Origin of the sequence: Pontixanthobacter luteolus (assembly GCF_947494915.1) — a bacterium.
GTDB lineage: Bacteria > Pseudomonadota > Alphaproteobacteria > Sphingomonadales > Sphingomonadaceae > Pontixanthobacter > Pontixanthobacter luteolus.
In genome coordinates this window covers 61,650-87,606 of sequence record NZ_CANLWR010000002.1, presented here as the reverse complement: position 1 = coordinate 87,606, position 25,957 = coordinate 61,650, and the positions used below count along the sequence as shown (strand labels likewise).

Annotated in this window: 21 protein-coding genes and 1 tRNA gene; 13 read left to right on the top strand and 9 right to left on the bottom strand. The window is 59.6% G+C overall.

Features of this window, described 5'->3' with window-relative positions:
* Positions 1-1,098, bottom strand: a complete 1,098-nt coding sequence (gene hflK, locus PO778_RS09290; RefSeq protein WP_271439422.1) for a protease modulator HflK — start codon at positions 1,096-1,098, stop codon at positions 1-3.
* A gap of 116 nt (positions 1,099-1,214) precedes the next feature.
* On the opposite strand from hflK, the gene PO778_RS09285 reads away from it, so the two are divergent.
* From PO778_RS09285 to PO778_RS09270, 4 genes are read left to right on the top strand one after another with little or no spacing between them, the layout of a single operon-like run.
* Positions 1,215-2,192 carry an Mrp/NBP35 family ATP-binding protein gene (locus PO778_RS09285; RefSeq protein WP_271439421.1) on the top strand — a complete coding sequence of 326 codons (978 nt, stop codon included), beginning with the start codon at positions 1,215-1,217 and terminating at the stop codon, positions 2,190-2,192.
* Between the two features lie 2 nt (positions 2,193-2,194).
* Positions 2,195-4,477, top strand: a complete 2,283-nt coding sequence (locus PO778_RS09280) for a xanthine dehydrogenase family protein molybdopterin-binding subunit (RefSeq protein WP_271439420.1) — start codon at positions 2,195-2,197, stop codon at positions 4,475-4,477.
* A gap of 6 nt (positions 4,478-4,483) precedes the next feature.
* Complete coding sequence (gene hemH, locus PO778_RS09275; RefSeq protein WP_271439419.1) at positions 4,484-5,512, top strand: ferrochelatase; 1,029 nt, start codon at positions 4,484-4,486, stop codon at positions 5,510-5,512.
* Between the two features lie 41 nt (positions 5,513-5,553).
* Complete coding sequence (locus PO778_RS09270) at positions 5,554-6,975, top strand: cytochrome P450 (protein ID WP_271439418.1); 1,422 nt, start codon at positions 5,554-5,556, stop codon at positions 6,973-6,975.
* Between the two features lie 3 nt (positions 6,976-6,978).
* Here the strand turns inward: PO778_RS09270 and PO778_RS09265 are convergent, their stop codons facing one another.
* A complete protein-coding gene (locus PO778_RS09265) occupies positions 6,979-7,164 on the bottom strand; it encodes a DUF1674 domain-containing protein (protein ID WP_271439417.1) in 186 nt (61 codons plus the stop codon).
* A 39-nt stretch (positions 7,165-7,203) separates the two neighbouring features.
* On the opposite strand from PO778_RS09265, the gene PO778_RS09260 reads away from it, so the two are divergent.
* Positions 7,204-8,436 (top strand): RsmB/NOP family class I SAM-dependent RNA methyltransferase, encoded by a 1,233-nt coding sequence (locus PO778_RS09260; RefSeq protein WP_271439416.1) that lies wholly within the window; start codon positions 7,204-7,206, stop codon positions 8,434-8,436.
* Positions 8,437-8,439: 3 nt separating this feature from the next.
* Here the strand turns inward: PO778_RS09260 and msrA are convergent, their stop codons facing one another.
* A complete protein-coding gene (gene msrA, locus PO778_RS09255; RefSeq protein WP_271439415.1) occupies positions 8,440-8,976 on the bottom strand; it encodes a peptide-methionine (S)-S-oxide reductase MsrA in 537 nt (178 codons plus the stop codon).
* A gap of 138 nt (positions 8,977-9,114) precedes the next feature.
* On the opposite strand from msrA, the gene PO778_RS09250 reads away from it, so the two are divergent.
* The 4 genes from PO778_RS09250 to PO778_RS09235 all read left to right on the top strand — a co-directional run bounded on the left by PO778_RS09250 (position 9,115) and on the right by PO778_RS09235 (position 11,476).
* A complete protein-coding gene (locus PO778_RS09250) occupies positions 9,115-9,990 on the top strand; it encodes a class I SAM-dependent methyltransferase (protein WP_271439414.1) in 876 nt (291 codons plus the stop codon).
* A 16-nt stretch (positions 9,991-10,006) separates the two neighbouring features.
* Positions 10,007-10,858, top strand: coding sequence for an N-carbamoylputrescine amidase (gene aguB / locus PO778_RS09245; RefSeq protein ID WP_271439413.1), 852 nt, complete (start codon positions 10,007-10,009; stop codon positions 10,856-10,858).
* 25 nt (positions 10,859-10,883) lie between these two features.
* Positions 10,884-11,372: a 2-amino-4-hydroxy-6-hydroxymethyldihydropteridine diphosphokinase gene (gene folK, locus PO778_RS09240; RefSeq protein ID WP_271439412.1), complete on the top strand. Its 489-nt coding sequence runs from the start codon at positions 10,884-10,886 to the stop codon at positions 11,370-11,372.
* A 28-nt stretch (positions 11,373-11,400) separates the two neighbouring features.
* Positions 11,401-11,476: transfer RNA gene (locus tag PO778_RS09235), tRNA-Lys, on the top strand.
* Between the two features lie 65 nt (positions 11,477-11,541).
* On the opposite strand, the gene PO778_RS09230 is transcribed toward PO778_RS09235, so the two are convergent.
* Genes PO778_RS09230 through PO778_RS09210 form a run of 5 tightly spaced genes read right to left on the bottom strand, consistent with a single transcriptional unit; the run spans position 11,542 to position 17,996 of the window.
* Positions 11,542-13,047, bottom strand: a complete 1,506-nt coding sequence (locus PO778_RS09230; RefSeq protein WP_271439411.1) for a DUF4403 family protein — start codon at positions 13,045-13,047, stop codon at positions 11,542-11,544.
* A 38-nt stretch (positions 13,048-13,085) separates the two neighbouring features.
* Positions 13,086-14,303 carry an acetyl-CoA C-acetyltransferase gene (locus PO778_RS09225; RefSeq protein WP_271439410.1) on the bottom strand — a complete coding sequence of 406 codons (1,218 nt, stop codon included), beginning with the start codon at positions 14,301-14,303 and terminating at the stop codon, positions 13,086-13,088.
* 54 nt (positions 14,304-14,357) lie between these two features.
* Positions 14,358-16,013, bottom strand: coding sequence for an acyl-CoA dehydrogenase family protein (locus PO778_RS09220; RefSeq protein ID WP_271439409.1), 1,656 nt, complete (start codon positions 16,011-16,013; stop codon positions 14,358-14,360).
* A complete protein-coding gene (locus tag PO778_RS09215) occupies positions 16,010-16,828 on the bottom strand; it encodes an HTD2 family dehydratase (protein WP_271439408.1) in 819 nt (272 codons plus the stop codon). The genes PO778_RS09220 and PO778_RS09215 overlap by 4 nt, the downstream gene beginning before the upstream one ends.
* 16 nt (positions 16,829-16,844) lie before the next feature.
* Positions 16,845-17,996 carry an acyl-CoA dehydrogenase family protein gene (locus tag PO778_RS09210; protein ID WP_271439407.1) on the bottom strand — a complete coding sequence of 384 codons (1,152 nt, stop codon included), beginning with the start codon at positions 17,994-17,996 and terminating at the stop codon, positions 16,845-16,847.
* A gap of 172 nt (positions 17,997-18,168) precedes the next feature.
* Here PO778_RS09210 and PO778_RS09205 point away from each other — a divergent pair, with 172 nt between their 5' ends.
* Positions 18,169-20,115 carry a beta-galactosidase gene (locus PO778_RS09205; protein ID WP_271439406.1) on the top strand — a complete coding sequence of 649 codons (1,947 nt, stop codon included), beginning with the start codon at positions 18,169-18,171 and terminating at the stop codon, positions 20,113-20,115.
* Here PO778_RS09205 and PO778_RS09200 read toward each other — a convergent pair.
* Positions 20,112-20,783, bottom strand: a complete 672-nt coding sequence (locus PO778_RS09200; RefSeq protein WP_160731577.1) for a queuosine precursor transporter — start codon at positions 20,781-20,783, stop codon at positions 20,112-20,114. The two genes, PO778_RS09205 and PO778_RS09200, sit on opposite strands and share 4 nt — an antisense overlap.
* A 130-nt stretch (positions 20,784-20,913) precedes the next feature.
* On the opposite strand from PO778_RS09200, the gene PO778_RS09195 reads away from it, so the two are divergent.
* The 3 genes from PO778_RS09195 to PO778_RS09185 all read left to right on the top strand — a co-directional run bounded on the left by PO778_RS09195 (position 20,914) and on the right by PO778_RS09185 (position 25,924).
* A complete protein-coding gene (locus tag PO778_RS09195) occupies positions 20,914-22,227 on the top strand; it encodes a NupC/NupG family nucleoside CNT transporter (RefSeq protein ID WP_271439405.1) in 1,314 nt (437 codons plus the stop codon).
* A gap of 10 nt (positions 22,228-22,237) precedes the next feature.
* A complete protein-coding gene (locus tag PO778_RS09190) occupies positions 22,238-23,155 on the top strand; it encodes an isopenicillin N synthase family dioxygenase (RefSeq protein ID WP_271439404.1) in 918 nt (305 codons plus the stop codon).
* A gap of 267 nt (positions 23,156-23,422) precedes the next feature.
* A complete protein-coding gene (locus PO778_RS09185) occupies positions 23,423-25,924 on the top strand; it encodes a TonB-dependent receptor (RefSeq protein ID WP_160731580.1) in 2,502 nt (833 codons plus the stop codon).
* Positions 25,925-25,957 lie beyond the last annotated feature (33 nt).

The window sequence follows — 25,957 nt, the reverse complement described above, 5'->3', positions numbered from 1 at the left end:
TTACTGTCCTTCCGCCGATACGGTCGGCGCGGCCGATCGCTGCTGCGCCCGGCGTTTGATTTCCGGAAGCGGCAGGTAAGTGGTCACGCCCTGCGTTTCGACGACGGTTGTGTCCGTTTCACTGAGCACACGCTCCATTGTCTCGTAATAGAGCCGCTGACGCGTCACTTCGGGTGCGAGGCGGTATTCCTCGTAAACCTTGTCGAAAGCGGTTGTCTCACCTTCCGCGCGGGCAAGGATCTGCTGGGCAGCGGCGCGGGCGCGGTTGCGCGCGGCGTCGGCGTCCTGCTCGGCTGCGGAAACGTCCTTGAACGCCTCCACCACCTTGCTTGGCGGGTCGGTCTTGTCGATTTCAACACCCTGCACGGCGATACCCGCCTTGTAGGTATCGAGGATGGCCTGCATCCGGTTCTTTACCCGCTCTTCAATTTCGGCGCGGCCCTGACCGGAGAAAGTCTCGTCCAGCGTTTTTTCTGCGACCGATGCGCGCATCGCTGCTTCAGCAACTTCTTCTACCGTCACGATCGGTTCCGCCAGGCGGAACTTGAACTGCGTCAGGTCCTTGATGTTCCAGCGAATGAGGTAAGACAGGTCGACCAGGTTCTGATCACCAGTCAGGATCAGCTTTTCCGCCTCTCCGCCGGGGATGCGGACTGCGCGGACCTCACTGATGTTCTCGACCTGCACCTGTTCGAACGGCCAAGGCAAAGTCCAGTTCGTTCCCGGACTGAATGTGCGCGAAAACTTGCCCAGAGTGGTTACGACGGCCTGCTCTTTAGGCTGAATGAAATGGAGCGAGGTTGTTCCGACCCATGCGATGACTACTAGCCCGATGATGATCGGTACCCAGCTCTTGCCGCCGGGCCGCTCGGGTAATTTGAAGCCTCCGCTTCCCGGGCCGCCGCCGCCACCTTGGCCGCCGCCGCGACGTTTAAAAATGTCTTCTACATTGGCACTGCGGCGCGGTTCACCACCGCCGCCCGGCAACCACGGGTTCCGCGGACCTTTCGGTTTTTCCGAACCGGAACTGTTGCCGCCGCCGGAACTGTCGTCTGAACCGCCTCCGGTTGTCCCGCCCCAAGGATTCTTGCCAGCCATCGCCAGCCCAATGTTTTTTGCAAACGTGCCAATTGTGTCCATGCTTTCCTTTATAGGTGTCGATTGTAGGAAAAACAGGGGTTGCGCGCGCGAATTTGATGCTAGGGCAGCACCCGATGGACGAACAGGCATTGAAGGCAAGACTGCCCGGCTCGATTGCAGCCCGGGTGCAGACACTCAAACTTGCAGATGGCAAGGTCACTCTGGTGCTGGAGGCTTCAGGTCTCGATGCGGCCGGACGTGCGGGGCTGGAAGCTGCAGCCAAGGATGTCCTGGGCGCAGCCGACGGCGTTTCCGAAGTGCGCGTTGCGATGGTCGCGGACCGGGCTCCGCCCCCGCCGAAACCGCGCATCATTGCGATCGGTTCGGGCAAGGGCGGGGTCGGCAAGTCGACGCTGACGGCCAATCTTGCGGTTGCTCTTGCGCGCATGGGGCGCAAGGTCGGCGTGGTCGACGCTGACGTTTATGGCCCCTCGCAGCCCACAATCCTCGATACCAAAGGCGGCAAGCCGGAAGCCCGCGATGACAAGCTCGTGCCGGTTCAGAGTCGCCACGGCGTGCCGCTATTGTCGATGGGGCACCTGGTTGAACCTGGAAAGGCGCTTGCCTGGCGCGGGCCGATGGCCGGAAATGCGATGGCGCAGCTGGTCGATGCGCACTGGGGCGATACCGAATTGTTGCTGATCGATCTTCCGCCGGGAACCGGGGACGTACAGCTGACCATGCTGCAGAAATTCAAACCGGAAGGCGCTGTCATCGTTTCGACGCCGCAGGATCTGGCGCTGATCGATGCACAGCGTGCGGCCAATCTGTTCGATTCGGGCAAGGTGCCGATAATCGGGCTGGTAGAAAACATGTCCGGATATGCGTGCCCGCATTGTGGTGAAGTAAGCGACCCGTTCGGGCGCGGCGGGGTGGAAATCGCTGCGGAGGGAACGGGCATTCCTTTCCTAGGCCGCATTCCGCTGGCCCTTGAAATTCGCAAGGCGAGCGATGCCGGTGCGCCGAATACATCAGGTGACGGCGAAGAGGCAGAAGCTTTCTCGGCGATCGCGGCAAAGCTCGCGAGCTGGATCGACAGGGAGGCTGTCTGACCATGGCGATCAGCCGCCGGGGGGTGCTTGTCGGCGCCGCAGTCGGCGGCGGCTTGCTGGTTGCATGGGGTCTTCGTCCGCGCACCTTCCCGACCCCGCTCAGCCCGGGGCGGGGCGAACAGGTTTTTGGTGCCTGGCTGAAAGTAGCCCGGGACGGGGTCGTTACCGTTGCTGTTCCGCAGACTGAGATGGGGCAGGGTGTTACCACCATTTTGCCGCAGATCATCGCCATCGAGCTAGGTGCCGACTGGCGCCAGATCGCGGTTGAACCCGCCCCGGTAAGCGGCGCCTATGCCAACATCCCGCTTGCCGCCAAATGGGCTGCATTGTGGACGCCGACGTTCGCCGATCTTGCGGATGAGCCGGGCGACATGCTGGCTGAACGCTACGCCCAGATCACCCGGTTTTCGGCGACCGCAGACGGGACTTCTCTAGCCGCTTTCGAAATGGCCTGCCGCAATGCAGCAGCTTCGGCGCGGACTGTTTTCATAGAGGAGGCGGCAGAGCGCTGGGGGATTGGTGTCGAGGAATGCGATACAGCAGCCGGCTTTGTCATCGCCGGTGATCGGCGGCTTTCCTTTGGCGAACTGGCCGATGGAGCGGCACAGCGAGACGCCCCCGATATTCCCGTGCTGCGCCCCGGTGTTATTGCTGAGCAGCCATTGCCCGGTTCCGAATTGGCGGAGCCGGAGTATCCCCGGCTTGATCTGCCGTCGAAGGTCGACGGAACACATCTGTTCGCAGCGGATGTGCGCCTGCCAGACATGGTCTATGCCGCAATCAAGCACGGGCCGCTCGACCGCGCGGAACTTACCGAATTCGACATTGGACCGGCGGAGGCCAATCCGCGGGTCGTGAATGTCGTGAAAGGGAAGCGGTGGCTGGCCGCCGTTGCAACCGACTGGTGGACTGCGGACAAGGTGGTCGAAGCTATGCAGCCACGCTTTTCGGTGGAGGGTATCGCCGAAAGTTATCGCGGGCAGGAAGCGCTGAACGATGCCGCGCGGAGCGGCGCGGGCTTCCGGATCGCAGTGCGCGGTGACGGGGTTTCGATCGATGATCCGGACTTCGCCCGGCGCTATCACGTGGCGCCAGCGCTGCATGCGGCGCTGGAAACCGCCAGCGCCACGGCCCGCTATGCCGATGGCCGCCTGGAAATCTGGATGGCCAGCCAGGCTCCGGAAAGGGCGCGCAGGGCCGCCGCGCAGGCAATCGGCCTGTCGCTGGAGGATGTGATCCTTTACCCTATGCCTGCCGGGGGCAGTTTCGACCGCCGGCTGGAGCATGATCATGCGGTGGAAATCGCGCTGATCGCCCGCGAGGTGTCGCTCGAACGGCCCCGCCCGGTGCAATTGGTATGGTCGCGCTGGCAGGAACATCTGGCCGGCATCCCCAGAACACCGGCAGTCGGCCTACTGTGGGCAGATTTCAAAGACGGCTCCAGTGGGCAATTGAGCGCGCTGCACAGCCGTATCGCAGCGCCGCCTTCCGCCCTCGAATTCGGCCAGCGGTTGTTTGAAAACAAGACCCGGTGGGCTGCGCGTGAGGCGGTGTCGGGCAAAGCTGATCCGCTGACCGTGGAAGGGGCGATGCCGCCCTATGGCATACCCAGTGTGGTGGTCGAGCACGTACCCACCGATATTGGCATTTCCACTGGGCGGATGCGGGGCAATGCCCACGGATATACCGCTTTCTTTACCGAGAGCTTCATCGACGAAGCAGCAGCGATGTTCGGGCGGGAGCCGCTGTCCTACCGAATTGAAATGCTGGGCGACGACGTGCGGCTTGTTACCTGCCTTCAGGCGGCGGCGCGGCTGGCCGAATGGGACGGAGGGCGCGACCAGAGCGGGCAGGGGCTGGCCTGCCACCGGATGGGTTCGAAAGAAACCGGCGGCCGGATTGCGTGCATTGCGACCGCCCGGCTCGATACAGGCGGGGTCAGGGTTTCGAAGCTGAGCGCAGCGGTTGATATTGGCCGGATCGTCAATCTCGACATCGCGCGTCAGCAGATAGAAGGCGGATTGATCTTCGGCCTTTCCATGGCGCTGGGCGCAAGTACAGAATACGCGCGGGGATTGCCGACCACTCAGGGACTGCGCGATCTGAACCTGCCAAGGCTTGCCGAATGTCCTGAAATCGAAGTCGAATTCGTCCCCAGTTCGGCGGAACCGTTCGATCCCGGGGAACTTGGGGCCGCCGTATGCGCTCCTGCTGTGGCGAATGCTCTTTTTTCTGCCACCGGGCTGCGGTTCCGCAACCTGCCTCTGTTTTCCGAAGGATTCTGATTTTCAATGACCTGGCAACCGCAACATCTACCCGCCGATCACCCAGCAGTGCACAGCGGAAATGTAGGGGTGCTGGTGGTCAATTTGGGAACACCAGAAGCGCCCACGCCCAAAGCGGTGAAGAAATATCTCGCAGAATTCCTGTCCGACCGGCGCGTTGTCGAAATTCCGCCAATCGCGTGGCAGCCGATCCTGCGGGGTATCATCCTGAATACACGGCCCAAGAAATCGGCCCATGCCTACAGCCAGGTCTGGACCGAAGACGGCTCTCCTCTGGCGAACATAACGAAGGCGCAGGCCGAAGGGTTGCAGCTCCGGCTGGGCAGCGGGGTGAAAGTTGCCTGGGCCATGCGCTATGGCAAGCCGACCATCGCCGACCAATTGCAACATTTGATGGATGCTGGCTGCGATCGCATTCTGCTTGCGCCGCTTTACCCGCAATATTCCGGGGCGACGACCGCGACGGTGGTCGACAAGGCGGCGGACAAGCTGAAGGCAATGCGCTGGCAAACATCGCTGCGCACCTTGCCCCCTTACCATGACGATCCGGCCTATATCACCGCGTTGGCGAGCGATATCGGCAGACAGATCGACACGCTGGATTTCGATCCTGAAGTGCTCCTGCTCAGCTTTCACGGGATGCCGCAGCGCACGCTTGAGCTAGGTGATCCCTATCACTGCCATTGCCGCAAGACCGCACGGCTGCTGGAAGAAGCGATGGGCCCGCAGCGGCAAGGCCTGCGTTTCGAAACCAGTTTTCAGTCCCGCTTCGGACCGGCCAAGTGGCTGGAGCCGGCGACAGACGACACGCTGGAACGGCTCGCTGGCGAAGGCGTAAAGCGCGTCGCGATCGCGGCGCCGGGATTTTCCGCAGATTGCCTCGAGACGCTGGAAGAGCTGGCGATCCAGGGCAAGGAACAATTCGAGGAGGCCGGCAGTGAGCATTTCGCCGCGCTTGCCTGCCTCAACACAAGCGATGCCGGGATGGACATGCTGGAACATATCATCCGCCGTGAATTGTCGGGCTGGACTTGAAGTAGGGTTTTACTTACACTTTTGTCAGTAAGGAGACCCCCATGGCTACACTGGCAGAAAAAACCGAGACCGTTTCCGCACCGCACGATGCATCTTTTGCGCCGCGGCACTGGACCGATCGCCTGCCAGATGGCGCACTGGATCATATCCCGGGCGATGCGGGCTGGCCGATGGTTGGCAACACTTTCAAGATGCTGGCCGACCCGCCAAAGTTCGCTCGCGAAATGATCGAGCGGTTTGGGCGAGTTTACAAGAACAAGGCGTTTGGCGGCTGGCAGGTTGCACTGGTCGGCGCGGAAGCAAACGAGCTGATGCTGTTCGACCGCAACAAGGTATTTTCGTCCGAACAGGGATGGGGCCCAGTCCTCGACAAGCTGTTTCCCCGCGGGCTCATGCTGATTGATTTCGATCACCACCGGGCTGACCGGCGGGCATTGTCGATTGCGTTCAAGCCGGGCCCGATGCGGCATTACTCAGGTTCACTCAATCGCGGGATCGCGCAAGAAGTGGACAGCTGGGCAGACCAGCCGATGAAGTTCTATCCGGCGATCAAGAAGCTGACACTGGATCTGGCCGCTGACAGTTTCATCGGTATCGAATGGGGTCCGGAAGCAGACAAGATTAACGAGGCGTTCGTCTACATGGTGCAGGCGTCGGTTGCGCCGATCCGCAAGCCTTTGCCCTTTACCTTGATGCGCAAGGGCGTGAAGGGGCGCGAATTCCTGGTCGATTATTTCACCAAGGAAACGCTGCGCCGCCGGAAAGAAGGCGGCGGGCAGGATATGTTCAGTCAGTTCGCTACAGCCACGCGTGAAGACGGCGAATTGTTGCCCGTCGACGAAGTTGTCGACCACATGAATTTCCTGATGATGGCGGCACATGACACCATCACTTCCAGCGCCACGTCGCTCATATATCTGCTTGCCCGGCACCCTGAATGGCAGGACAAGTTGCGCCAGGAAATTCTTGCAGTAACCGGCGGTCTGGATGCGAATGGTAAGCCGCGCGATCTGGCATATGAGGATCTCGGCAAGCTTGAGCTGACCGAAATGGCGTTCAAGGAAGCGTTGCGGATGATCCCGCCGGTCCCGTCAATGCCGCGCAGGGCGCTGAAAGATTTCGAATATGGCGGGTACAATATCCCTGCCGGCACGCAGGTGGGCATCAATATCGCGATGGTCCACCAGATGGAGGAATATTGGGACGAACCGGAAAAGTTCGATCCGATGCGCTTCACCCCTGAACAGGTTAAGGCGCGCCATAAATATGCGTGGGTACCGTTTGGCGGCGGAGCCCACATGTGCCTCGGCCTGCACTTCGCCTATATGCAGGTGAAGATCCTGATGGCGCATTTGCTGACGCGCTATTCGATAGAGATCGAGGAAGGTTACGACCCCGAGTGGAAACCGTGGCCCATACCGCAGCCAAAAGACGGGCTGAACGTCACTTTCAAATCGCTCTAGCGATCAGAAATCCCAGGCGATGCCGTCTTTTTCCCAATCGCCGTAGCGGGTAGGGCTAAGTTCGCGCGGTTCGTCTTTCTTCGGGTCTACTGCCTTCGGCTCAGGCACTGGTTCGTTGGTCCAGTGCTTGGGCTTTTCGAAAGTCTTGGCGGCTTTGGATTTCTCTTTCGTCATACCAGTATAACGCATGGGGTGGCGGTTGGTTTCAAGCGCGACTAAGGCAGCCGTATGGCTGATATTCCCGGACTTCCCGCGCGCCGCGCCGCTCTTCAGATGATCGATGCGGTGCTGCATCGCGGTGAGACGCTCGAAAATGCAGAGCGCAACGCGACGCGCAGTATTCGCGGCCCAGCAGACAAGGCATTGTCGCGCGCGATTGCAGGCGAAACGCTCCGCTGGTTGGTCGATCTCGACGGCCTGATCGACAGTGCAACCAAGAAAAACCTGCCGCATGATGCGAAGCCGCGCTCTGTCCTGCGCCTGATGCTGGCGCAGTGGTTGCGGCTGGATACGCCCCCTCATGCGGTGATCGCGACGGGACTTCCCCTGCTTGCGGGCGGTCCGCGCAGGCTTGCACACGGGGTGTTTTCGACACTGACGAAGCAAGAAATTATGCTGCCCGATGCACCCACCCTGCCGGACGATGTGGCAGAGCGGTGGGGTGAGCGTGCTTCAGCGATTGCATCGGGCCTGATCGTCCCGCCGCCGCTCGACTTGGCGCTGAAAAATTGGGACGAAACCGCGGAACGTGCCGCCGCGATGGGCGGGATCACCCTCGCGCCCGGCCATATCCGTCTGCCCAGAGGCACGCCGATTGAGCAATTGCCCGGATTTGGCGACGGTGATTGGTGGGTACAGGATTTCGCCGCTTCGCTGCCTGCACGTTTGCTGGGGCGGGGTGAAGGCAAGCGGGTGCTCGATTTGTGTTCCGCGCCGGGCGGAAAGACGCTGCAACTGGCTGCGGCTGGCTGGCAGGTTACTTCACTCGACATCAGCGAACGCCGCCTGGAAAAAGTCAGGCAGAACCTGAAGCGTACCGGCCTGGAAGCTGAAGTGATAAAGGCGAACGCGCTGACGTGGCAGCCTGCCAAACAATTCGATGCCATCCTGCTCGACGCACCTTGCACTGCAACCGGCACATGCCGCCGCCACCCGGATGTGGTCCACCGGATAGGGGACAGGCAGATCGAGGAAATGGCTGAATTGCAGAATGCGCTATTGGAGCGGGCGGCCGGCTGGCTTCCCGATGGTAGCACTCTCGTCTATGCGGTGTGCTCTCTGGAAAGCGCAGAGGGCGCGGCGCAGGCAGACAGTGTCGGCCTGACCGCGCAGCCAGTTACCGCTGACGAATTACCCGCCGATTTGCAGCCCACCGAAGATGGCTGGCTGCGCACTGATCCGGGAATGCTGCGCGATGAAGGCGGCCTGGACGGTTTCTTTGTCGCGCGCTGGCGGAAATAACGCTCAGGCCTTGACCTTGTCCTGAAAGCTCTTGCGCAGCTTCATGATCTTGGGCGGGATCACGGCGAGGCAATAGGGGTTCTGCTTCCCTTCACCTTCCCAGTATTCCTGATGGTAATCCTCTGCCGGATACCATTTTGCCGGCCCCTCGATCGTCGTCACGACCTTGCCGCCGTGATCGTCGTTGGCGCGTCCAATCGCGGTTTCGGCTTCGGCCCGCTGGGCATCGTCCAACGGGAAGATCGCGCTGCGGTACTGGGTGCCAACATCGTTGCCCTGACGGTTGAGCTGGGTTGGATCATGCGTTCCCAGAAATACGTCGAGGATTTCGGCGTAAGAGATCACATCGGGATCATACGTGACGCGGATCGCCTCGGCGTGGCCGGTGGTGCCGCTGCACACCTGCTTGTAGGTCGGATTCTCCACCGTACCGCCGATATAGCCGCTCTCCACCTCGGTGACGCCGATCACGTCGCGGAAGACCGCCTCTGTGCACCAGAAGCATCCACCTGCGATGATTGCCTGCTCGCTGTTTGCCATGTCGCTGTCTTTCCATTGTCCAGTGGTGAGGGGGCATTGTTGGAACACAGATAGGAACCGGGTGTTCCATTGTCATCGCCTCAAACGAGTTTAGAGTGCGGCACCGCGATACACTTATCATCCCCGGAGAGAGAAATTATGCGTTCAATCATGCTTGCCACTGCAGCCGCTGCCTTTGCCATTGCGGCACCAGCGAATGCCGATCACCACGCATCGGGGGATCACCCGGCTGATCATGGGGCGAAAGATCACGCCATGAACATGCCGCTGATGGAAGTCCTGGCAAGCGAAACGCGGGCCGAAGACTTTGGCCGGGATCAGTACCGCAATCCCATGGAGACACTCGGATTCTTCCAGGTAGAGCCGCAGCACACAGTAGTTGAATATGGGCCCGGCGGCGGCTGGTATACCCGCGTGCTTGCACCCTATGTTGCAGGAACCGGTCAGTATATCGCTGTAGACGGCGACACCGACCAACGCAGTTTCCGCGATGCAGAAGCCGAGGCGCAAAGCAGGAGCTGGCCGCAGCGTTTCCCTGGCATCGCCGCAGGATGGACGGGCGTGGATGCTGAAAAAATCATGGCTTTCGAAAGCGACGAATTGCCGGAAGGCATCGCCGGCAATGTCGACCGCGTGCTGATATTCCGCTCCATGCACGGTTTGCTCAACGGTAACCGCGCCGATTCCGAACTGCGCAATATCCGTGCCATGCTCGCGGATGACGGGTTGGTTGGTGTGGTCCAGCACCGCGCAAAAGCTGATCAGCCGTACGAGATGGCGATGGGTACGCGTGGATATCTGCGGCAGGACGACGTGATCGCGCTGTTCAAGGCGTTTGGCTTCGAACTTGTCGATACGTCTGAGGTGAACGCGAACGCGGCTGACCCGGCAGATTGGGAAGGCGGCGTTTGGACCCTCCCTCCCGTCCTGCGTTATGGAGATCAGGACCGGGCCAAATACACAGCTGTCGGCGAATCTGACCGCATGACACTGCTGTTCAAGAAAGCAGACTGAGTTTAAGGGCGGCAGCATGACTGAAATCACCGTTGCCGCCCTTCAACTATCGCTCGGTTCCGATGACGAGAGCGAAAATATCGACGCCGTTAGCCAGCTGATTGAAAACGCAGCAGAGCAGGGCGCGCAGATTATCCTGCCGCCGGAGCTTTTTTCCGGCCCGTATTTCTGCCGTGAAGAAGACGAGGCTTTGTTTTCGCTCGCGCGGCCTACGCTGGAACATCCTTCCGTGATTGCGATGACCCGCCTCGCCAAGAAGCTGGGCGTGGCGATACCGGTGAGCTTTTTCGAACGCGACGGACACCATTATTACAACACGATCGCAATGGTCGGCAGCGATGGTGAAATCATGGGCACTTATCGCAAAAGCCACATCCCCGACGGCCCGGGATATGAAGAAAAATTCTATTTCCGGCCCGGGAATGACGGTTTCAGGGTCTGGGACGTTTGCGGCACAAAAATCGGCGTCGGGATATGCTGGGACCAGTGGTATCCGGAATGCGCGCGGGCGATGGCATTGCTAGGCGCGGAACTGCTTTTCTATCCCACTGCCATCGGATCGGAACCCTACGACGCTGAATTCGACACCAGCCGAATGTGGCGCCGCGCAATGCAAGGACATTCGGTGTCGAATTGCATGCCGGTTATCGCCGCAAACAGAATCGGGAAAGAAGGCGGCCAGAGCTTCTACGGTCACAGCTTCATCACAAATGAATGGGGTGACCTGATCGCTGAATTCGGAGCGGCTGAGGAAGGCGTGTTAGTGGCCACTCTGGACCTCGCCCTTGCGGCGCGTCACCGCGCTGGAATGGGTTTTTTCAGGGATCGCCGGCCGCAGCTCTACGGCAGACTTTGCGAAGACATCTGATTTCAGGCGTGGCGGGACAATACCTTTGACCCATCGGTATCTTATCGGCCTTGGGTCGAACATCCCGCATCCCGTCTATGGAAAGCCCGCGCAGGTTGTCCGTGCGGCGTTCGGAGAGCTAGATAAATTGGGCAGTCTGGAGATGGCATCGCCAGTTATTGGCAGCGCTCCGCTTGGTCCGTCACGGCGCCGCTATGCAAATGCCGCTGCGATGATCGAGAGCAGCGAGGCACCCTCATCATTGCTGAGGCAGCTGAAAAAGATCGAACGCGCATTCGGTGTGCGCCGCGGAGGCCGCTGGCAGGCACGGGTGCTGGATCTCGATATCATCATGTGGAGCGGCGGTATCTGGGCGTCATCGACTCTGGCCATACCGCACCCGCATTTCCGGCAGCGAGCGTTCGTATTGGGCCCGGCATCGGCCATCGCCCCCCTGTGGCGAGACCCGATTTCATCTTTATCGCTCAGACAACTCAATGCCCGCTTGACCAAGCCGCGCCCCACCACTAGGTGACGCCTCCGGTATCGACGCCACAAAGTGTGGGCCCTTAGCTCAGTCGGTAGAGCAACTGACTTTTAATCAGTAGGTCGCTGGTTCGAACCCAGCAGGGCTCACCACCTATCCCGAAATTCGATTGCAACCCCTTTGGGGGGGCTGTGCGCTTGTAAGCCCGGCTGCGGCTCTAGAGTTCGTTCATGGCGAAGCGGGCTTCACCCGTTGCCGCAAGCGGCATAAACAGGCCTTTGCTTGTCGGTATGATCTGGCCGTGTTCGACCGCGTTAACGGCAAGGCTCAACCGGGATTTGCCAATGGCGACTGATTCCAAGCCCTTTTTCGCCTTGGCCAGAACATCTTCGTAATCCGACTGAAAATCCTCGACCAGAGCGCGCTCGATTTCCGATGTCACTTCTTCAGTGCTCATAACCCGCAGCAGCAGGTCGCCTGAAAGGCTATCCATATTGCCGTAGACTTCCAGCTTGTCGAAGGAGAGCACTTCGCTTCCTTTCCGGGTGATAGGCTTGGCGGTAAGCCAGATTTCGCCCTTGCCGCGTTTCCACAGTTCGCCCGTCCTTTCGCCAATCGGCTGGACCTCCGCCTCGATGCCGACAGCGATGCGCCCACCGCTGGTGGGATACAGAGTGACCTTGCGAAACTTTGCTTCGATGCTCCCCAGTCCGTCTCTTTTGAGCCCGTCTTTCGCGAGATTTTGCAGCGCGCGCAGGATCACAGGTTCCAATTCGGCATAATCGGCGAAGACAGGGATGTTGGCCCGAAAGCCGGATCCGAGTTTGATCGCTGCATTCTTGCCGAGCGGGGTTGGGGTGGGCGTGTCCGGCTTTTCCCCCACCAGAATTTGCGTGTCAGCCTGCAGCATTACCCGTGTCGACATGCGGCCGCCCTGCACGCGGAATGCGCCAACCCCGACTTGCTGCGGTTCCAGTCGCAGCCAGACTGGCGGATTTTCCTGATTGAGCGATTCGACCATAAATCCCTGCTTCCAGAGACGCGCGACCTGTGATTTTATATCCAGCGCTTCAATCTGATGCTCGAGGTTGCGCTCGATCCGTTCGATGATCGGTTTCAGTTCCTTGTCCGCTTCGCTGGTGAAACGGATCCGCTGGCCGAGGAAATCGATGCCAGGCTCTTTCGACCAGCGATAGGACATCTCGACATCCGAACCCGCCTGCCAGTTTTCACTTACCAGGAAGCGCGCGCTCACTTCGATGAACGCCCGGCCAGTCGCGGTCTCCCGCTTGATGATACCGCCCACATCCTCGGCACGGACGATGGCATCGACCGGGAACCGGGCCACTATCCGGTCACCGCGGCCCGTCACCGATACCTGTCCCCGCTTTACCGACCCTCGCAAGGTGCACCCGATTTTTGGTGTCTTGGTTATATCCTGACCAAGGATGCTGATCTGTTTTCGCGGGACGCATTCATCCAGTTTGCGGTCTATCGACCAAAGCTGCCTGGGGATGTCCTGTTCGAGGCCGCGCTGGATAGTCCTGAGCGGAATGCCGACAGAGGTGACGAGAACCGATTCCTCATGCACATTTGGCGGTGCTGCACCTTCGCGAACCGGCACCGGATAGTCGGTGATCGGCACTTTGATAAACAGGAAGTATGCTGCCACGCCAAGCGCAGCCGCAAGCAATACCGCGCCGCCGATAATCAGCCGCCGCATCGATTCAGTTCCAGGTCCAGTGTAGCACGCTCAGCATGTCAGCTGTGGCGTTCAAAAATTGCCGACAGACCCTGTCCGCCGCCGATGCACATTGTTTCGACACCGTACCGGGCAGTGCGGCGTTCCATTTCTCGCAGCAGGGTCGCGAGAATTCGTCCACCGGTTGCGCCAACCGGATGCCCCAGTGAAATGCCTGATCCGTGGGGGTTCAGACGGTCATCATCGGGCGCAACGCCCCATTCTTTCAGCACCGCCAGAACCTGCGCCGAAAATGCTTCGTTCAGCTCGATCAGGTCGATATCGGACCAGCCGAGGCCGGCGCGGTCCAGCGCCTTTTCAGTTGCAGGGACCGGGCCGATGCCCATCACTTCCGGCCCGACGCCGGCGACTGCCCAGCTTTTCAACGAGGCGAATGGTTTCAATCCGTGCTTGTCAGCCATCGCGCGGGTGCAAACGATGGCAGCCGAACCGCCATCGTTCTGACCGCTCGCATTCCCTGCCGTCACCGTCGCACCGTCCATCGACCGGGCGAGTATCGGCTTCAGTGCGCCAAGCTTGTCCATGCTGATGTCGGCGCGCGGATGTTCATCGCGGTCGAGCGTCAGTTCGCCCTTCTTGCGGTCGTGAACGGTGACCGGAACAATCTCATCATCGAAGATTCCGTTTTCTTGTGCAGCAAGCGCTTTCTGATGCGAATTGAAGGCAAATTCGTCCTGCAACTCACGCGGGATGGAGTGTTTGACCCGCAGGTTTTCCGCAGTTTCCAGCATCCCGCCAGGAACAGGGAAGTTTTTGCCCCCGGCGGTCAGCCTGCCGCGCTGGAGGCCGTCTTTCATTTCGAAATTGCCCTGCTGACCCCAGCGAATGTCGTGAGTGTAAAACTGCGCATTGCTCATCGATTCAGCGCCGCCCACTATCACCAGGTCGCCGCCGCCCGTGGCCACGGTCATCACCCCGAAAATGATCGCCTGCAGTCCGGAACCGCAGCGGCGGTCAATCTGCATGCCCGGGGTGGTGATCGGCAGGCCGGAATCGAGTGCGACAACACGCCCGAGTGCGGGCGCTTCCATCGTGGGATAGCACTGCGCGAAAATCACATCGTCGACTGCATCGCCGGGCAGCTTTGTGCGTTCCAGCAAACCGGCGACCGCTGCGACACCCAGTTCATGCGCCTGTTTGGACCGGTACATTCCGCCAAATCCGCCAACCGCTGTGCGCACAGGTTCGCAGATTACAATGTCGCTAAGATCGGGCATCGGATACTCCTGAATTGTCTTGGCCCTGGCGGGACCGGATGATTGTTTTGGCGTTCAGTCGTCGGCCTTGGTGTGGGCAGCGGCCAGACCGCGCCCGATGACATGGGCCTGAATTTCAGCCGCGCCTTCGAAGATGTTGAGGATGCGTGCGTCACACAGGATCCGGCTTGCCTCGTATTCCAAAGCATAACCGTTGCCGCCATGGATCTGCACGTTGAGGTCGGCATTGCTCCACGCGGTGCGCGCAGCAATCAGTTTCGCCATGCCAGCCTCGATATCGCAACGTTTGCCCTGATCCTTGTGCCGGGCCGCATCATAGGTAAGCTCGCGCGCCATAACCAGTTCTGCAACCATCAGTGCCAGCTTGTCAGCCACTCGCGGAAAGTCGATCAGCGGTTTGGCGAATTGCTTGCGATCAAGCGCGTACCGGATGGCCAGATCGAAGGCGTTCCAGCCAACCCCAATCGCACGGGCGGCTGTCTGGATGCGAGCACCCTCGAATGTGCGCATCAACTGTTTGAAGCCTTGACCCTCCGCACCGCCGAGCAAAGCGTCCTGTGAAACCTCGAAACCGTCAAAGCCGAGCGTGTATTCCTTCATGCCCCGGTATCCCAGCACCTCGATCTCGTCACCGGCGATGCAATTATCGGGAAACGGATCGGCATCGGTTCCGCGCGTCTTTTGCGCCAGCAGCATCGACAGGCCGCCATAGCCGGGAATGTCAGGGTCCGTCCGGCACAGCACAGTCATCAGATCGGCGCGCGCTGCGTGGGTGATCCAGGTCTTCGCGCCGTCGATCTGCCAATTGCCATTGCTGTTCTGGCTGGCGCGTGTGCGGACAGAGGCGAGGTCGGACCCTGTATCGGGTTCGGTGAAGACTGCGGTTGGCAGAACGGAGCCGTCAGCCAGTCTGGGCAGGAATTCGGCCTTTTGTGCTTCGGTCCCGTTCTCCCCGATCAGTTCGCCCGCGATTTCCGATCTGGTGCCGAGCGACCCTGCACAAATCCACCCGCGCGACAGCTCTTCGGAGACGAGGCACATTGCTGTCTTGCCGAGACCGAGACCACCATATTGTTCGCCGATGCAAACGCCGAACACGCCGAGCCGGGCCATCTCGTCGACCACCTCGATCGGGATCAAAGCGTCATCAAGGTGCCATTGATGCGCATTTGGCGCGATACGGTCGGCGGTGAATGCCCGGAACTGGTCACGGATCATGTCCAGCGTTTCATCGCCAAAACCCTCGAACGGCCGCTGACCGTTTGCCAGCAGCGCAGCGCAGGACGCACGCGTTTGCCGTGTGTTGCCGTTGTCGAGGAATTTGGCGACACTTTCGTGGTTCTGAAAAGCGCGGGCTTCTTCGAGCAAGCCAAGTTCGCCCGGGCGAACGATCTCGTTCTGGCTCATCGGAACTCCGCTGGCCAATTGCGCGCAATATTCGCCGAAGCCAATCCGAAGAACCAGTTCCTCAAGCTCGCCGAAATGACCGGATGAGTGCGCTCGATCTGCCCATCCTGCGGTCGATGCAAGCGTTTCTGACGTGGTCGCGATCCACGCGAAACCATGAACAACCCGCTGGTGTTTGTCGGCCAGTGCCGGGTCGACCTTCCCCCCCGCTGCAATCACCGATGCAGTCGATGCCCCGACCTTGGCCGAATATTTTCGCGCGGCTTCTGCCGCATCGCGGGCGAGGGTGATCCAGTCAGTCATTGAAATCTCACCTTTGCGGTCATTGCGATTGTTCCGTCGGCGCGCACCGCACTGTACTCTCCGGTCTCGAGCCCTTTTTGCAAGAAGATTGGCTGGCCAAGAAACAGCGGTGCCATCGCGCGGAACGAAAAGCTGGAGAGTTTGCCGTCGCGGCTGGCCAGACCTACCAGCTTTGCAGCGGTGAAGGGGCCGTGGACGACCAGCGCCGGGTAACCTTCCGTTTCCACCGTATAGGGGAGATCGTAGTGAATTCGGTGACTGTTGAAGGTCGCTGCTGAAAAACGGAACAGGTTCACCTCATCCGGGTACCAGACCTCGCCATGGGGATGCGGATCAGCCGGTATGGGCATCGACACAGCCGGGCCATCGCCGCGATAAACGTAGGTTTGCTGTTCCCGAAGTTTGACACTGCCGCGCTGTTCCAGCCGCCGCTCAACCTTTACAAAAACAAGGTCCCCTGATTGCCCCGCCTTATGGCTCACATCCGCAATCGTGCTGGTAAGCGCGGCCTTGGCTCCAAGCTCCAGAGCGCCCCTGAATTCCATCGAAGATCCGGCGAACATCCGGCGCGGCAAGGTAATCGCTGGCAGGAAATCTCCGCGCTTGGGGTGCCCGTCCGTCCCGATTTCGGAATCGGGCACGGCAGGCGTGAAATAGGCCCAATGACCAAGCGGAGGATCCTTGCAATCTGCCGCAAGTCCGAGCGCAAGCGCATATCGGTACAAGGATTGCTCATCCAGCACCTGTGACTGGACCAGTTCGCGGCCAATGGCCGACTGCCATTGGCCAATCACCTCTGCGCCCTGTTCGCTCACCTTCCGCCCTGCCGTGTCAAATCTTCATGCCGGCTTCGCGCAGCAATGCCTTGGCGATGATTGTCTGCTGGATCTGGCTGGTTCCCTCGTAAATTCGCATCAGGCGCACATCGCGGTAGAAGCGCTCAACCTTGTATTCAGCCATGTATCCTGCGCCGCCATGCACCTGCACAGCGCGGTCGGCGCACCTGCCAAGTGCTTCGCTGGTGAAGTATTTCGCCGACGCCACATCACGGCTGATGCGTTGCCCTTCATCAAATCGCCTGGCGACATCCTGTGTCAGGCACCAGCAGGCGTACGCATCGGTCTGACTATCGGCAATCAATCCCTGAACCAGCTGGAAGGCTGCGATCTGCTGGCCAAACTGTTTGCGCTGCACCGCGTATTGCACGCTTTCCTGAACCAGTCTGTGGCACATGCCGCTGGCGAGGGCGGAGAGATGAACACGGCCGCGATCGAGCACTTTCATGGCAGTCTTGAACCCGCGGCCCGGCTCACCGCCGATTATGTTTGCCGCCGGTACTTCGACATCATCGAAAATGACGTCGCTGGTTACAGTGCCTTTCTGGCCCATCTTTTTGTCGGGCTTGCCGAAACTGACCCCCTTCGCATCTGCAGGAACGATGAAGGCCGAGATGCCCCTGGCCCCCGGCTCGTTCCTGTCGGTTCGGGCCATTACGGTCAGCATTCCCGCGCGCGGTGCGTTGGTGATGTAGCGCTTCGTTCCGTTGATCCGGTAACCGTCGCCTTCCAGATCAGCGCTGGTCTTGAGCGATGCAGCATCGGAGCCGGCATCCGGTTCGGTGAGTGCAAAGCTGGCCATCATTCCGGCGGCAAGCCTGGGCAGCCATTCGCGCTTCTGTTCTTCGGTCCCGTCCATCACGATGCCCTGACTGCCGATCCCGACAGTGGTGCCGATCGCCGATCGATAGGCGAAGGATGTGCGGCCCATTTCGAAAATGACCCGCGCTTCCTCGCTCGCGGAAAGACCCAGTCCGCCATACTCTTCTGGTATTGTCAGGCCGAACAGACCCATTTCGCGCATCTCGTCGAGGATTTCCTCAGGCACCGCATCTTCTTCCTCAACCCGGTCTTCGTTGGGAATCAGCCGTTCATCGACAAACCGCGCAACCGTGTCGAGCAGAATGGAAAAAGTTTCGTTGTCCAAAAGTGCCTCCCTCTATTCCATACTCGATTGCCTGTTTGGCCCGGTTGCGCAAGGCTTCGCTTTCCCAGAGAATCTTTTGCCGCCAGTTTCTCAACTTTAGCCTCAACTATAGCAGGGCATTGCGCAGGCTGGGCGGTTCTGCTGTGGGAAGCAGGATCGGGAGGGTGCGCATATGCGGCTTGGGGTTTGTTACTATCCGGAACACTGGCCGCAGGCGAACTGGGCCGCTGACGCCCGTCATATGGCAGACACCGGAATTACCCGCGTAAGGATCGGCGAGTTTGCATGGAGCAGGGTAGAGCCTGAGCCGGGGCGCTTCGACTGGGGCTGGCTCGATAAAGCTATCGAAGTTTTGCATGACGCCGGATTAGGCGTGATCCTGGGTACGCCAACTGCGACGCCGCCCAAATGGCTGGTTGACCAGATGCCCGATATGGTGGCGGTGGACGAGCAGGGCCGCAAGCGCGATTTCGGATCGCGCAGGCATTATTGTTTCAGCCATCCCGGCTACCGCGAACAGGCGGGGCGGATCACTCGCGCCTATGCGGAGCGATACGGCAATCATCCGGCGGTTGTCATGTGGCAGACCGACAACGAATACGGCTGCCACGATACCGTAATCAGCTATTCCGATGCGGCGCGGCTGGCGTTCCGCGATTGGCTGTCCGATCGTTACAAAACGATTGATGCTCTGAACAGTGCATGGGGTAATGTGTTCTGGAGCATGGAATATCGCAGTTTCGACGAGGTCGATCTGCCCAATCTGACAGTTACCGAAGCAAACCCTGCACATTGGCTGGCATTCCGGCGGTTTTCTTCCGATCAGGTCGTCGCATTTGACAGCGCGCAGGTCGACATCCTTCGCCAGCTTTCGCCGGGCCGTGATGTCATGCACAACGCGATGGGTTTCTATACCGACTACGATCACCACGATCTGGGCCGCCAGCTCGATTGCGTGATGTGGGACAGCTACCCGCTCGGTTTCCTGGAAATGTTCCGTTTCAGCGATGCCGACAAACGGGATTATGTGAGGCAAGGCCATCCTGACATCGCTGCCTTCCACCATGACCTGTATCGCGGCTGCGCCGCCGATGGCCGGTGGGGCGTGATCGAACAGCAACCGGGGCCGGTCAACTGGGCGCGCAACAATCCCGCACCGCTGCCGGGAATGGTCAGATTGTGGACGCTGGAGGCAATGGCGCACGGGGCTGAACTGGTCAGCTATTTCCGCTGGCGGCAGGCTCCCTTCGCGCAGGAACAGATGCACGCAGGGTTGCTGCGCCCGGATGGAAAGGCTGCGCCGGGACTGGGCGAAGCCGCAAAGGCATCGGCCGATATCGCGGCTATTCTGGAAGCGGGCGGACCGGCAAATGGTGAGCCAGCCAAGGAAGCGGCGATTATCTTCAGCTACGAAGCCGAATGGGTCACAGCCACCCAATCGCAGGGGGAAGACCTGTCGGCGCTATGGGCCAATTTCACTGCCTATTCGGAGCTGCGAAAGCTGGGCCTGAATGTCGATATCGTCGCCCCCGGCACTGACCTGAACGGGTATGCGATGGTCGTTCTGCCATGCCTGCCAATCGTGGCGGACGGTCTGGCAGAGCAGCTTGCATCTTTTTCAGGCCAGATCATCATCGGGCCGCGCAGCGGAAGCAAGACCGCTGAATTCTCCATCCCTGACAACCTCGCGCCGGGGCCGCTTCAGGCGATTTTCCCTGCGCAGGTCAGCCGCAGCGAATCGCTGCGTGCCGGGGTCACGCATCAGGGCGATGGCTGGGCAATCACGCGCTGGCTGGACCATTTGGAAAGCGATGCCGAACGGGAACTTGTCAGCGATGACGGGATGGTTGCGTGCTGGAAGTCCGCGAATATGCGTTACTGCGCGACCTGGCCCGAAGGCGAGGTGATGGCCGTAATCGCTGCCCGCGCTGCGCACGATGCCGGCCTTGCCGCTGTGCCGCTTCCGGAAGGTATGCGGCTTCGCAAGGCAGGAAAGCTAAGCTTCCTGTTCAATTACCGCGCTGAACCGCAAGCATTGCCAGAGGCGGTGCAGGGGCAAATGGTGCTGGGTGACCGCTTGCTTCCCGCCGCGGGAGTGGCGGTTTTGCGGATTGGCTAAAGCGGTTTACGGTCCAGCCACCGGGCCAATTGGATGAAGCCCGTAATAAGGAATGGCACCAGCACAAAGGAAAGCACGATCTTGGCCAGCATCTGGCCAATCAGCAGCTCCTTGATTTCAAACACGCCGTAGAATGCAAGGGTGATGAAGATCACCGAATCGATTGCCTGACTGAGCGCAGAAGCGATTGCCCCGCGGGCCATCAGCCCAAGCGTGCCTTGATCGCCGCTTCCCCGAAGCTTCGAGAAAATCCACACATTCAGCAGCAGCGAAACGAGATATGCGGCCGGGCCCGCCAGCCAGACCCTCCACAGTTGCTGATGGACACGTTCGAAAGCGACCAGGTCATCAGGCCGGAATTCCAGCATTTCTACAGACGCTGGCAATTGCAGAACGATCTGCATCAGGATTGAGGAAACCCCGAGCGGTACGAAACCCCACCAGACCACCTTGTTGGCCAATTTTTGCCCGAACAGCTGCGTGATGGTGCTGGAAATTACGACCAGAATCAGAAATGCGAGGATGCCTGCCTCGACTGCCAGATTGGTCGGCCACAGCTGGATTTGCTTGTAAGCCAGAACCCCCGCAACCACGGTCATGCCGCCATACAGAAGCAGCATGAACAGCAGGGATCGGGTAATGGTGGCAGGCTGATTGTCGGTTGTCATTCCAGCTGACTATTGGCTCGCGTGCAAAAAGGGAAGCCGCCCACCGCACAGTCTCTGTGGGTAGAGCGTTTGACTGATCGCCCGCAAAAGGCGAAGGCGGCAGCTTCTAGACTCGGAACCGAAAGATATCATGCACCCGATTTTGGCCAGCCTGCTCGGCATTGCTGCGATTTTGCTCATCGCGTTTATCCTTTCCGTCGGCAAGACGCGGATCAATTTGCGGATCGTTGCCTCTGCTTTCGCGCTGCAGGCGGTGCTCGCATTTCTGGTTTTGCGCACGCCATGGGGCAGGGCCGCGATCCAGGGGATGTCAGACGGAGTGGCTGCGCTGCTATCCTATGCCGATGCCGGCACGGCTTTCCTGTTCGGGGCCGACAATCCGCTCAAAAACACCTTTGCGCTGGGCGCATTGCCGGTGATCGTGTTCTTCGCATCGCTGGTTTCAATCCTATACTACCTTGGCATCATGCAGCGCGTCGTACGCTGGGTCGGCGGTGCGATTGGCTGGGTCACAGGCGTCAGCAAGGTCGAGGCGCTGGGCGCTGCGGCCAATATTTTTGTGGGCCAGTCGGAAAGTCCGCTGGTTGTCAGGCCCTATCTCGCCTCGCTTTCCCCGTCGCGGCTGTTCACTCTGATGAGCGTCGGCATGGCGGGTGTGGCCGGTACAATTCTCGCCGCCTATGCTGGGCTGCTCGGCAGTGAATACCTGCCATTCCTGCTGGCAGCGGCATTCATGTCCGCGCCGGGCGGCATTCTGATGGCGAAAATCATCATGCCCGATGATGCGGATCATTCGGACATCGTCGGCGATATTGCCTTGCCCAAAAGCAGGATCAGCTCTGAAGGCCCGGCTGCCTTGACCGAGGGCGGTAAGGCTCATGAGGTGGAGATTGCTGAAACCTTCGAAGAAGGGCAGCAGCCGGCCAACGTGATCGAGGCGGCCGCGCAGGGCGCGCAAACCGGCGTGAAGCTGGCGGTTGCGGTGGGCGCGATGGTGCTGGCATTTGTCGCGCTGGTTGCACTGGCTAACGGTTTGCTCGGATCGGTCGGAGGGCTGCTTGGCTATCCCGACCTGTCCTTCCAGCAGATATTGGGCTGGGTGTTCGCACCGATCATGTTCCTGCTCGGCATCAGTGACTGGAGCCAGGCACAGACCGCAGGGGGGCTGTTCGGCACCAAGATTGTCCTCAACGAATTTGTCGCCTTCATCGAACTTGGCCAGATCGGTACTGACGCGCTGACGGAACGCAGCCGGGCAATTGTAACGTTTGCCTTGTGCGGATTTGCCAATTTTTCCTCGATTGCTATCCAGATGGCCGTTACAGGCGGCCTCGCCCCGAACCAGCGGCCTGTCATTGCCAAGCTGGGCCTGCGCGCTCTGGCCGCAGGTTCGCTCGCCAATTTGATGAGTGCAGCGCTGGCGGGGCTGTTCCTTCCCTATTAAAGAAGCTCTCATGACTGACATTGCATCCGTATCGATTGCCCGCCCGTTGAACGAAGTGGCGGATGAACTTGGCCGCAGTTTTGCCGAATATGGTTTCGCGGTGATCCGCGACCATGGCATCCTCAGGGAATTGATCGAGCGCGCCGAGGAAAAGTCGAAAGCTTTCTTTGCGCTGCCTGAAGAGGTGAAGCGCGCCTACATTCTGGAAGGCGGGGGCGGTGCCCGTGGTTACACCCCTTTCGGCACGGAAAAGGCGAAAGATGCCAAGGTCCATGACCTGAAAGAGTTCTGGCACGTCGGGCGTGACCTGCCCGAAGGGCACGAGCTTGCTGAATATATGGCGCCCAATATCTGGCCTGCAGAAGTAGACGGATTTCGTGAAACGTTCGAGCAATTGTACGCCGCATTCGAAGAAGCCGGCGACAAGGTCCTGCGCGCAATCGCAATTCATCTGGGGCTTGAGGAAGACTTTTTTGTTCCGACGGTAAAGGACGGAAATTCCGTAATGCGCCTGCTGCGCTATCCCCCGCTGGAGGGGGCGGAGGCAGAGGGCGCAATCCGCGCGGCCGCTCATGGCGATATCAACACGATCACGCTGCTGCTCGGCGCTGAGGAAGCTGGCCTTGAGCTGTTGAAGGCTGACGGCGAATGGCTGGCCATCGATCCGCCGGAAGGCGCATTGGTGGTGAACATTGGCGACATGCTCGACCGGCTTACCAATGGACGGCTGCGTTCGACCACGCACCGGGTCGTCAACCCGAGCGGCGAGGCAGCCTATCGGGCGCGCTATTCCATGCCGTTTTTCCTGCACTTCAGGCCTGACTATATGATCGAGACGCTACCTTCGTGCGCGGACGAAAATTCACCCGAGCCGATCTCCAGCCATGACTATCTGTTGCAGCGACTCCGCGAGATTAACCTTGCCTGACCATCACCGGAATCGCGCCCTGCGATGCCGCTGTGCAACTTTGTAAAATCGTGTTGCATTGCAGCAACATTGATAGGTCACTGTAATTGCACTGATTTTGCCTAACTGACATGGTTGTGAATAAGTTTCCGGCCAATGGTCATCATATGGTCACAAAAACTCCTTTTGCGCGTCACCTATCGCACCTATCGGGCGCTCATCGCTCCTGAGACGGAGCATAATAATTTTTCGAACCAACTCCCGTTCGTCACGCAAGGACTGTCGTTCATGAAACTTAAATATCTCCTGACTGCCAGCGCTGTCAGCATCACCGCTTCGGCAATGTTCGCGGCGCCTGCATCAGCGCAGTCGACCGGTTCGGTCGATTTTGAAGAATCTGAAATCATCGTAACCGGCAGCCGCGACAGCGGTGTTGGCGGCGTCGAGATTCCTGAAACAACGAAAGCCAAGCAGGTTCTCGGTGAAGAAGTGATCCGTCGCCAGCGCCCCGGTCAGACCGTTAACGACATCGTTAACCTGGTCCCGGGTGTCAGCTTCCAGAACAATGACCCTTGGGGTTCGTCGGGTGGTGGTTTCACCATTCGTGGTTTCGGCGCGGATCGCGTGTCGCAGACACTTGATGGTCTGCCGCTGAACGATTCCGGTAACTATGCGCTGTACACCAACCAGCAGGTCGATTCCGAAGTGCTGTCGCAAGTCAACGTGAACCTCGGCACCACCGACGTCGACAGCCCAACCGCATCGGCAGCTGGCGGCACCATTAACATCCGTACACGTGAGCCTGGCGATGTCTTCGGCCTCACCGCGACAATCAGCGTTGGCGACGTATTCGCCTCCGGCGCATCGGACACTCTATACTCGCGCGCATTCGGCATGATCGATACCGGTGACATCACCGGTGCTGGCACCAAGGCTTTCGTCTCCGTCAGCACGACCCGCTACGGCGTTCCGTACAACCCGTATGGCCAAGTCGATAAGACTCAGTTCAATGGCCGTATTTGGCAGGACCTCGGTTCGAACGGCGATTTCATCGCGGTTTCGGGACACTTCAACAAGAACCGCAACAACTTCGCTGGTTCGGAACGGCTTTCTGACCTGCTGGGTTACTACGATGGCGATTTCACGAAGAAAGATCGCTTCAGCATCTATGCGGAAACCGAAGAGTATCCGTGTATCGTTGATCCGCGCACCGTCATCGGCGGTTCGGGTAGCCCGGGCGCATCGGTCGACTATAGCGATCGTGGTGGCTGTGGTTCGGCATTCTTCCGCCGTTACAACCCATCCGACACCGGTAACATTCGCGGCGCATCGCGTTTCACCATTTCGGACTCGCTGACACTGACTGTCGATCCGAGCTTCCAGTACGTCAAAGCAAATGGCGGCGGACCGGACGATCTGCGTGAAGGCTTCTTCAACCCGCGTGGAACCACTTCGCAGCTGACTGGTGCGTTCAACGGTGGTTACTACTTCGGCCGCGATCTCAACAATGACGGCGACCTCGACGACGAAGTTGCCGGTAACGATCCGAGCCAGACGCAAACCAACCGCTACGGCGTTGTTGCCAACCTGATCTATGACATCAACGATGATCAGCGTGTCCGCATTGCGTACACATGGGATCGTGCACGTCACCGTCAGACCGGCCAGATCACGAACATGTTGCCTGACGGTGAAATCAGCAACGTTTTCGCCATCGACAATCCGCTGCTGGACGTGAACGGACTGGAAGTTAACAAGCGTGACCGTCTGTCGCTTGCGATCCTGCACCAGGTTTCGGCTGAGTATCGTGGTCAGTTCGGTGGTTTGAATGCGGTTCTCGGCCTTCGTGCACCGTTCTTCACACGTGAACTGAACCAGAACTGCTTCACCACTTCGATCAACGGTTTCGTGGACTGTCCGAACCCGGGCCAGGACCTGACCCAGTACATTGCGGCAAACCCGGACTATGCTGCTCCGCAGTCGCGCAAGTACAAGTATGACAAGCTGCTCCCGAACGTCGGTTTCACTTACGACTTCGACAACGGCTTCTCGGCTTTCGCAAACTACGCGAAGGGCCTGTCGGTCCCGGGCACCGACCCGCTGTATGACTCGCTCTATCTGGCTGACACCGACTTTGCTCGTCCGGTTCCTGAAACAACCGACAGCTTTGATCTTGGTGTTCGCTTCAACCAGGGCCGTATCACTGCGCAGGCAGCTGCTTGGTTCACTCGCTACAATGATCGTCTTGCATCGGCATTCGATCCTGATGCGAATGACGGCGAAGGCGCTACCGTATTCCGTAACCTCGGCCGCGTAGACAAGTGGGGCATTGACGGCTCGATCGCTTACCGCCCGACTTCCAACACGCTTCTTTATGTCTTCGGTTCGATCAACGAATCGGAAATCAAGGATGACGTGCAGGACGGTATCACTTCGTTCCTGCCGACCGGTGGCAAGACTGAATCGGGCGCACCAAACTTCTCGGTTGGTGCACGCGGGCAGGTCGCTTTCGGTTCGTTCGAACTGGGCGCGCAGGTCAAGCACACCGGCAAGCGTTGGATCAATGACATCAACGCTGACCGTGCACCGGGCTACACCCTGGTCGACATGGACGCTCGTTGGACAATCGCTCAGTCGCCAACCGGCGGTGACGTTGCTGTCCAGCTCAACATGACCAACATCTTCGACGAATATTACATCGGCTTCTTCGGTGGTTCGCTTGATGGCTTCGGATTTGCGCAGATCGGTGCGCCGCGTGCGGCAAGCCTTTCGCTGATCTTCGGCTACTAAGTTCACTTCCAGTCGACTAAAACTTGCGGCGGT

What these genes read in the sequence shown, in the direction of transcription:
- PO778_RS09195 (WP_271439405.1), top strand. Translation starts at nt 20,914, where the DNA reads ATGCACCCGATTTTGGCCAGCCTGCTCGGCATTGCTGCGATTTTGCTC.
- PO778_RS09270 (WP_271439418.1), top strand. Translation starts at nt 5,554, where the DNA reads ATGGCTACACTGGCAGAAAAAACCGAGACCGTTTCCGCACCGCACGAT.
- PO778_RS09285 (WP_271439421.1), top strand. Translation starts at nt 1,215, where the DNA reads ATGGACGAACAGGCATTGAAGGCAAGACTGCCCGGCTCGATTGCAGCC.
- PO778_RS09220 (WP_271439409.1), bottom strand. Translation starts at nt 16,013, where the DNA reads ATGACTGACTGGATCACCCTCGCCCGCGATGCGGCAGAAGCCGCGCGA.
- PO778_RS09185 (WP_160731580.1), top strand. Translation starts at nt 23,423, where the DNA reads ATGAAACTTAAATATCTCCTGACTGCCAGCGCTGTCAGCATCACCGCT.
- hflK (WP_271439422.1), bottom strand. Translation starts at nt 1,098, where the DNA reads ATGGCTGGCAAGAATCCTTGGGGCGGGACAACCGGAGGCGGTTCAGAC.
- PO778_RS09280 (WP_271439420.1), top strand. Translation starts at nt 2,195, where the DNA reads ATGGCGATCAGCCGCCGGGGGGTGCTTGTCGGCGCCGCAGTCGGCGGC.
- PO778_RS09225 (WP_271439410.1), bottom strand. Translation starts at nt 14,303, where the DNA reads ATGCCCGATCTTAGCGACATTGTAATCTGCGAACCTGTGCGCACAGCG.
- PO778_RS09205 (WP_271439406.1), top strand. Translation starts at nt 18,169, where the DNA reads ATGCGGCTTGGGGTTTGTTACTATCCGGAACACTGGCCGCAGGCGAAC.
- PO778_RS09250 (WP_271439414.1), top strand. Translation starts at nt 9,115, where the DNA reads ATGCGTTCAATCATGCTTGCCACTGCAGCCGCTGCCTTTGCCATTGCG.
- PO778_RS09265 (WP_271439417.1), bottom strand. Translation starts at nt 7,164, where the DNA reads ATGCGTTATACTGGTATGACGAAAGAGAAATCCAAAGCCGCCAAGACT.
- aguB (WP_271439413.1), top strand. Translation starts at nt 10,007, where the DNA reads ATGACTGAAATCACCGTTGCCGCCCTTCAACTATCGCTCGGTTCCGAT.
- PO778_RS09190 (WP_271439404.1), top strand. Translation starts at nt 22,238, where the DNA reads ATGACTGACATTGCATCCGTATCGATTGCCCGCCCGTTGAACGAAGTG.
- PO778_RS09260 (WP_271439416.1), top strand. Translation starts at nt 7,204, where the DNA reads ATGGCTGATATTCCCGGACTTCCCGCGCGCCGCGCCGCTCTTCAGATG.
- PO778_RS09200 (WP_160731577.1), bottom strand. Translation starts at nt 20,783, where the DNA reads ATGACAACCGACAATCAGCCTGCCACCATTACCCGATCCCTGCTGTTC.
- PO778_RS09230 (WP_271439411.1), bottom strand. Translation starts at nt 13,047, where the DNA reads ATGCGGCGGCTGATTATCGGCGGCGCGGTATTGCTTGCGGCTGCGCTT.
- hemH (WP_271439419.1), top strand. Translation starts at nt 4,484, where the DNA reads ATGACCTGGCAACCGCAACATCTACCCGCCGATCACCCAGCAGTGCAC.
- msrA (WP_271439415.1), bottom strand. Translation starts at nt 8,976, where the DNA reads ATGGCAAACAGCGAGCAGGCAATCATCGCAGGTGGATGCTTCTGGTGC.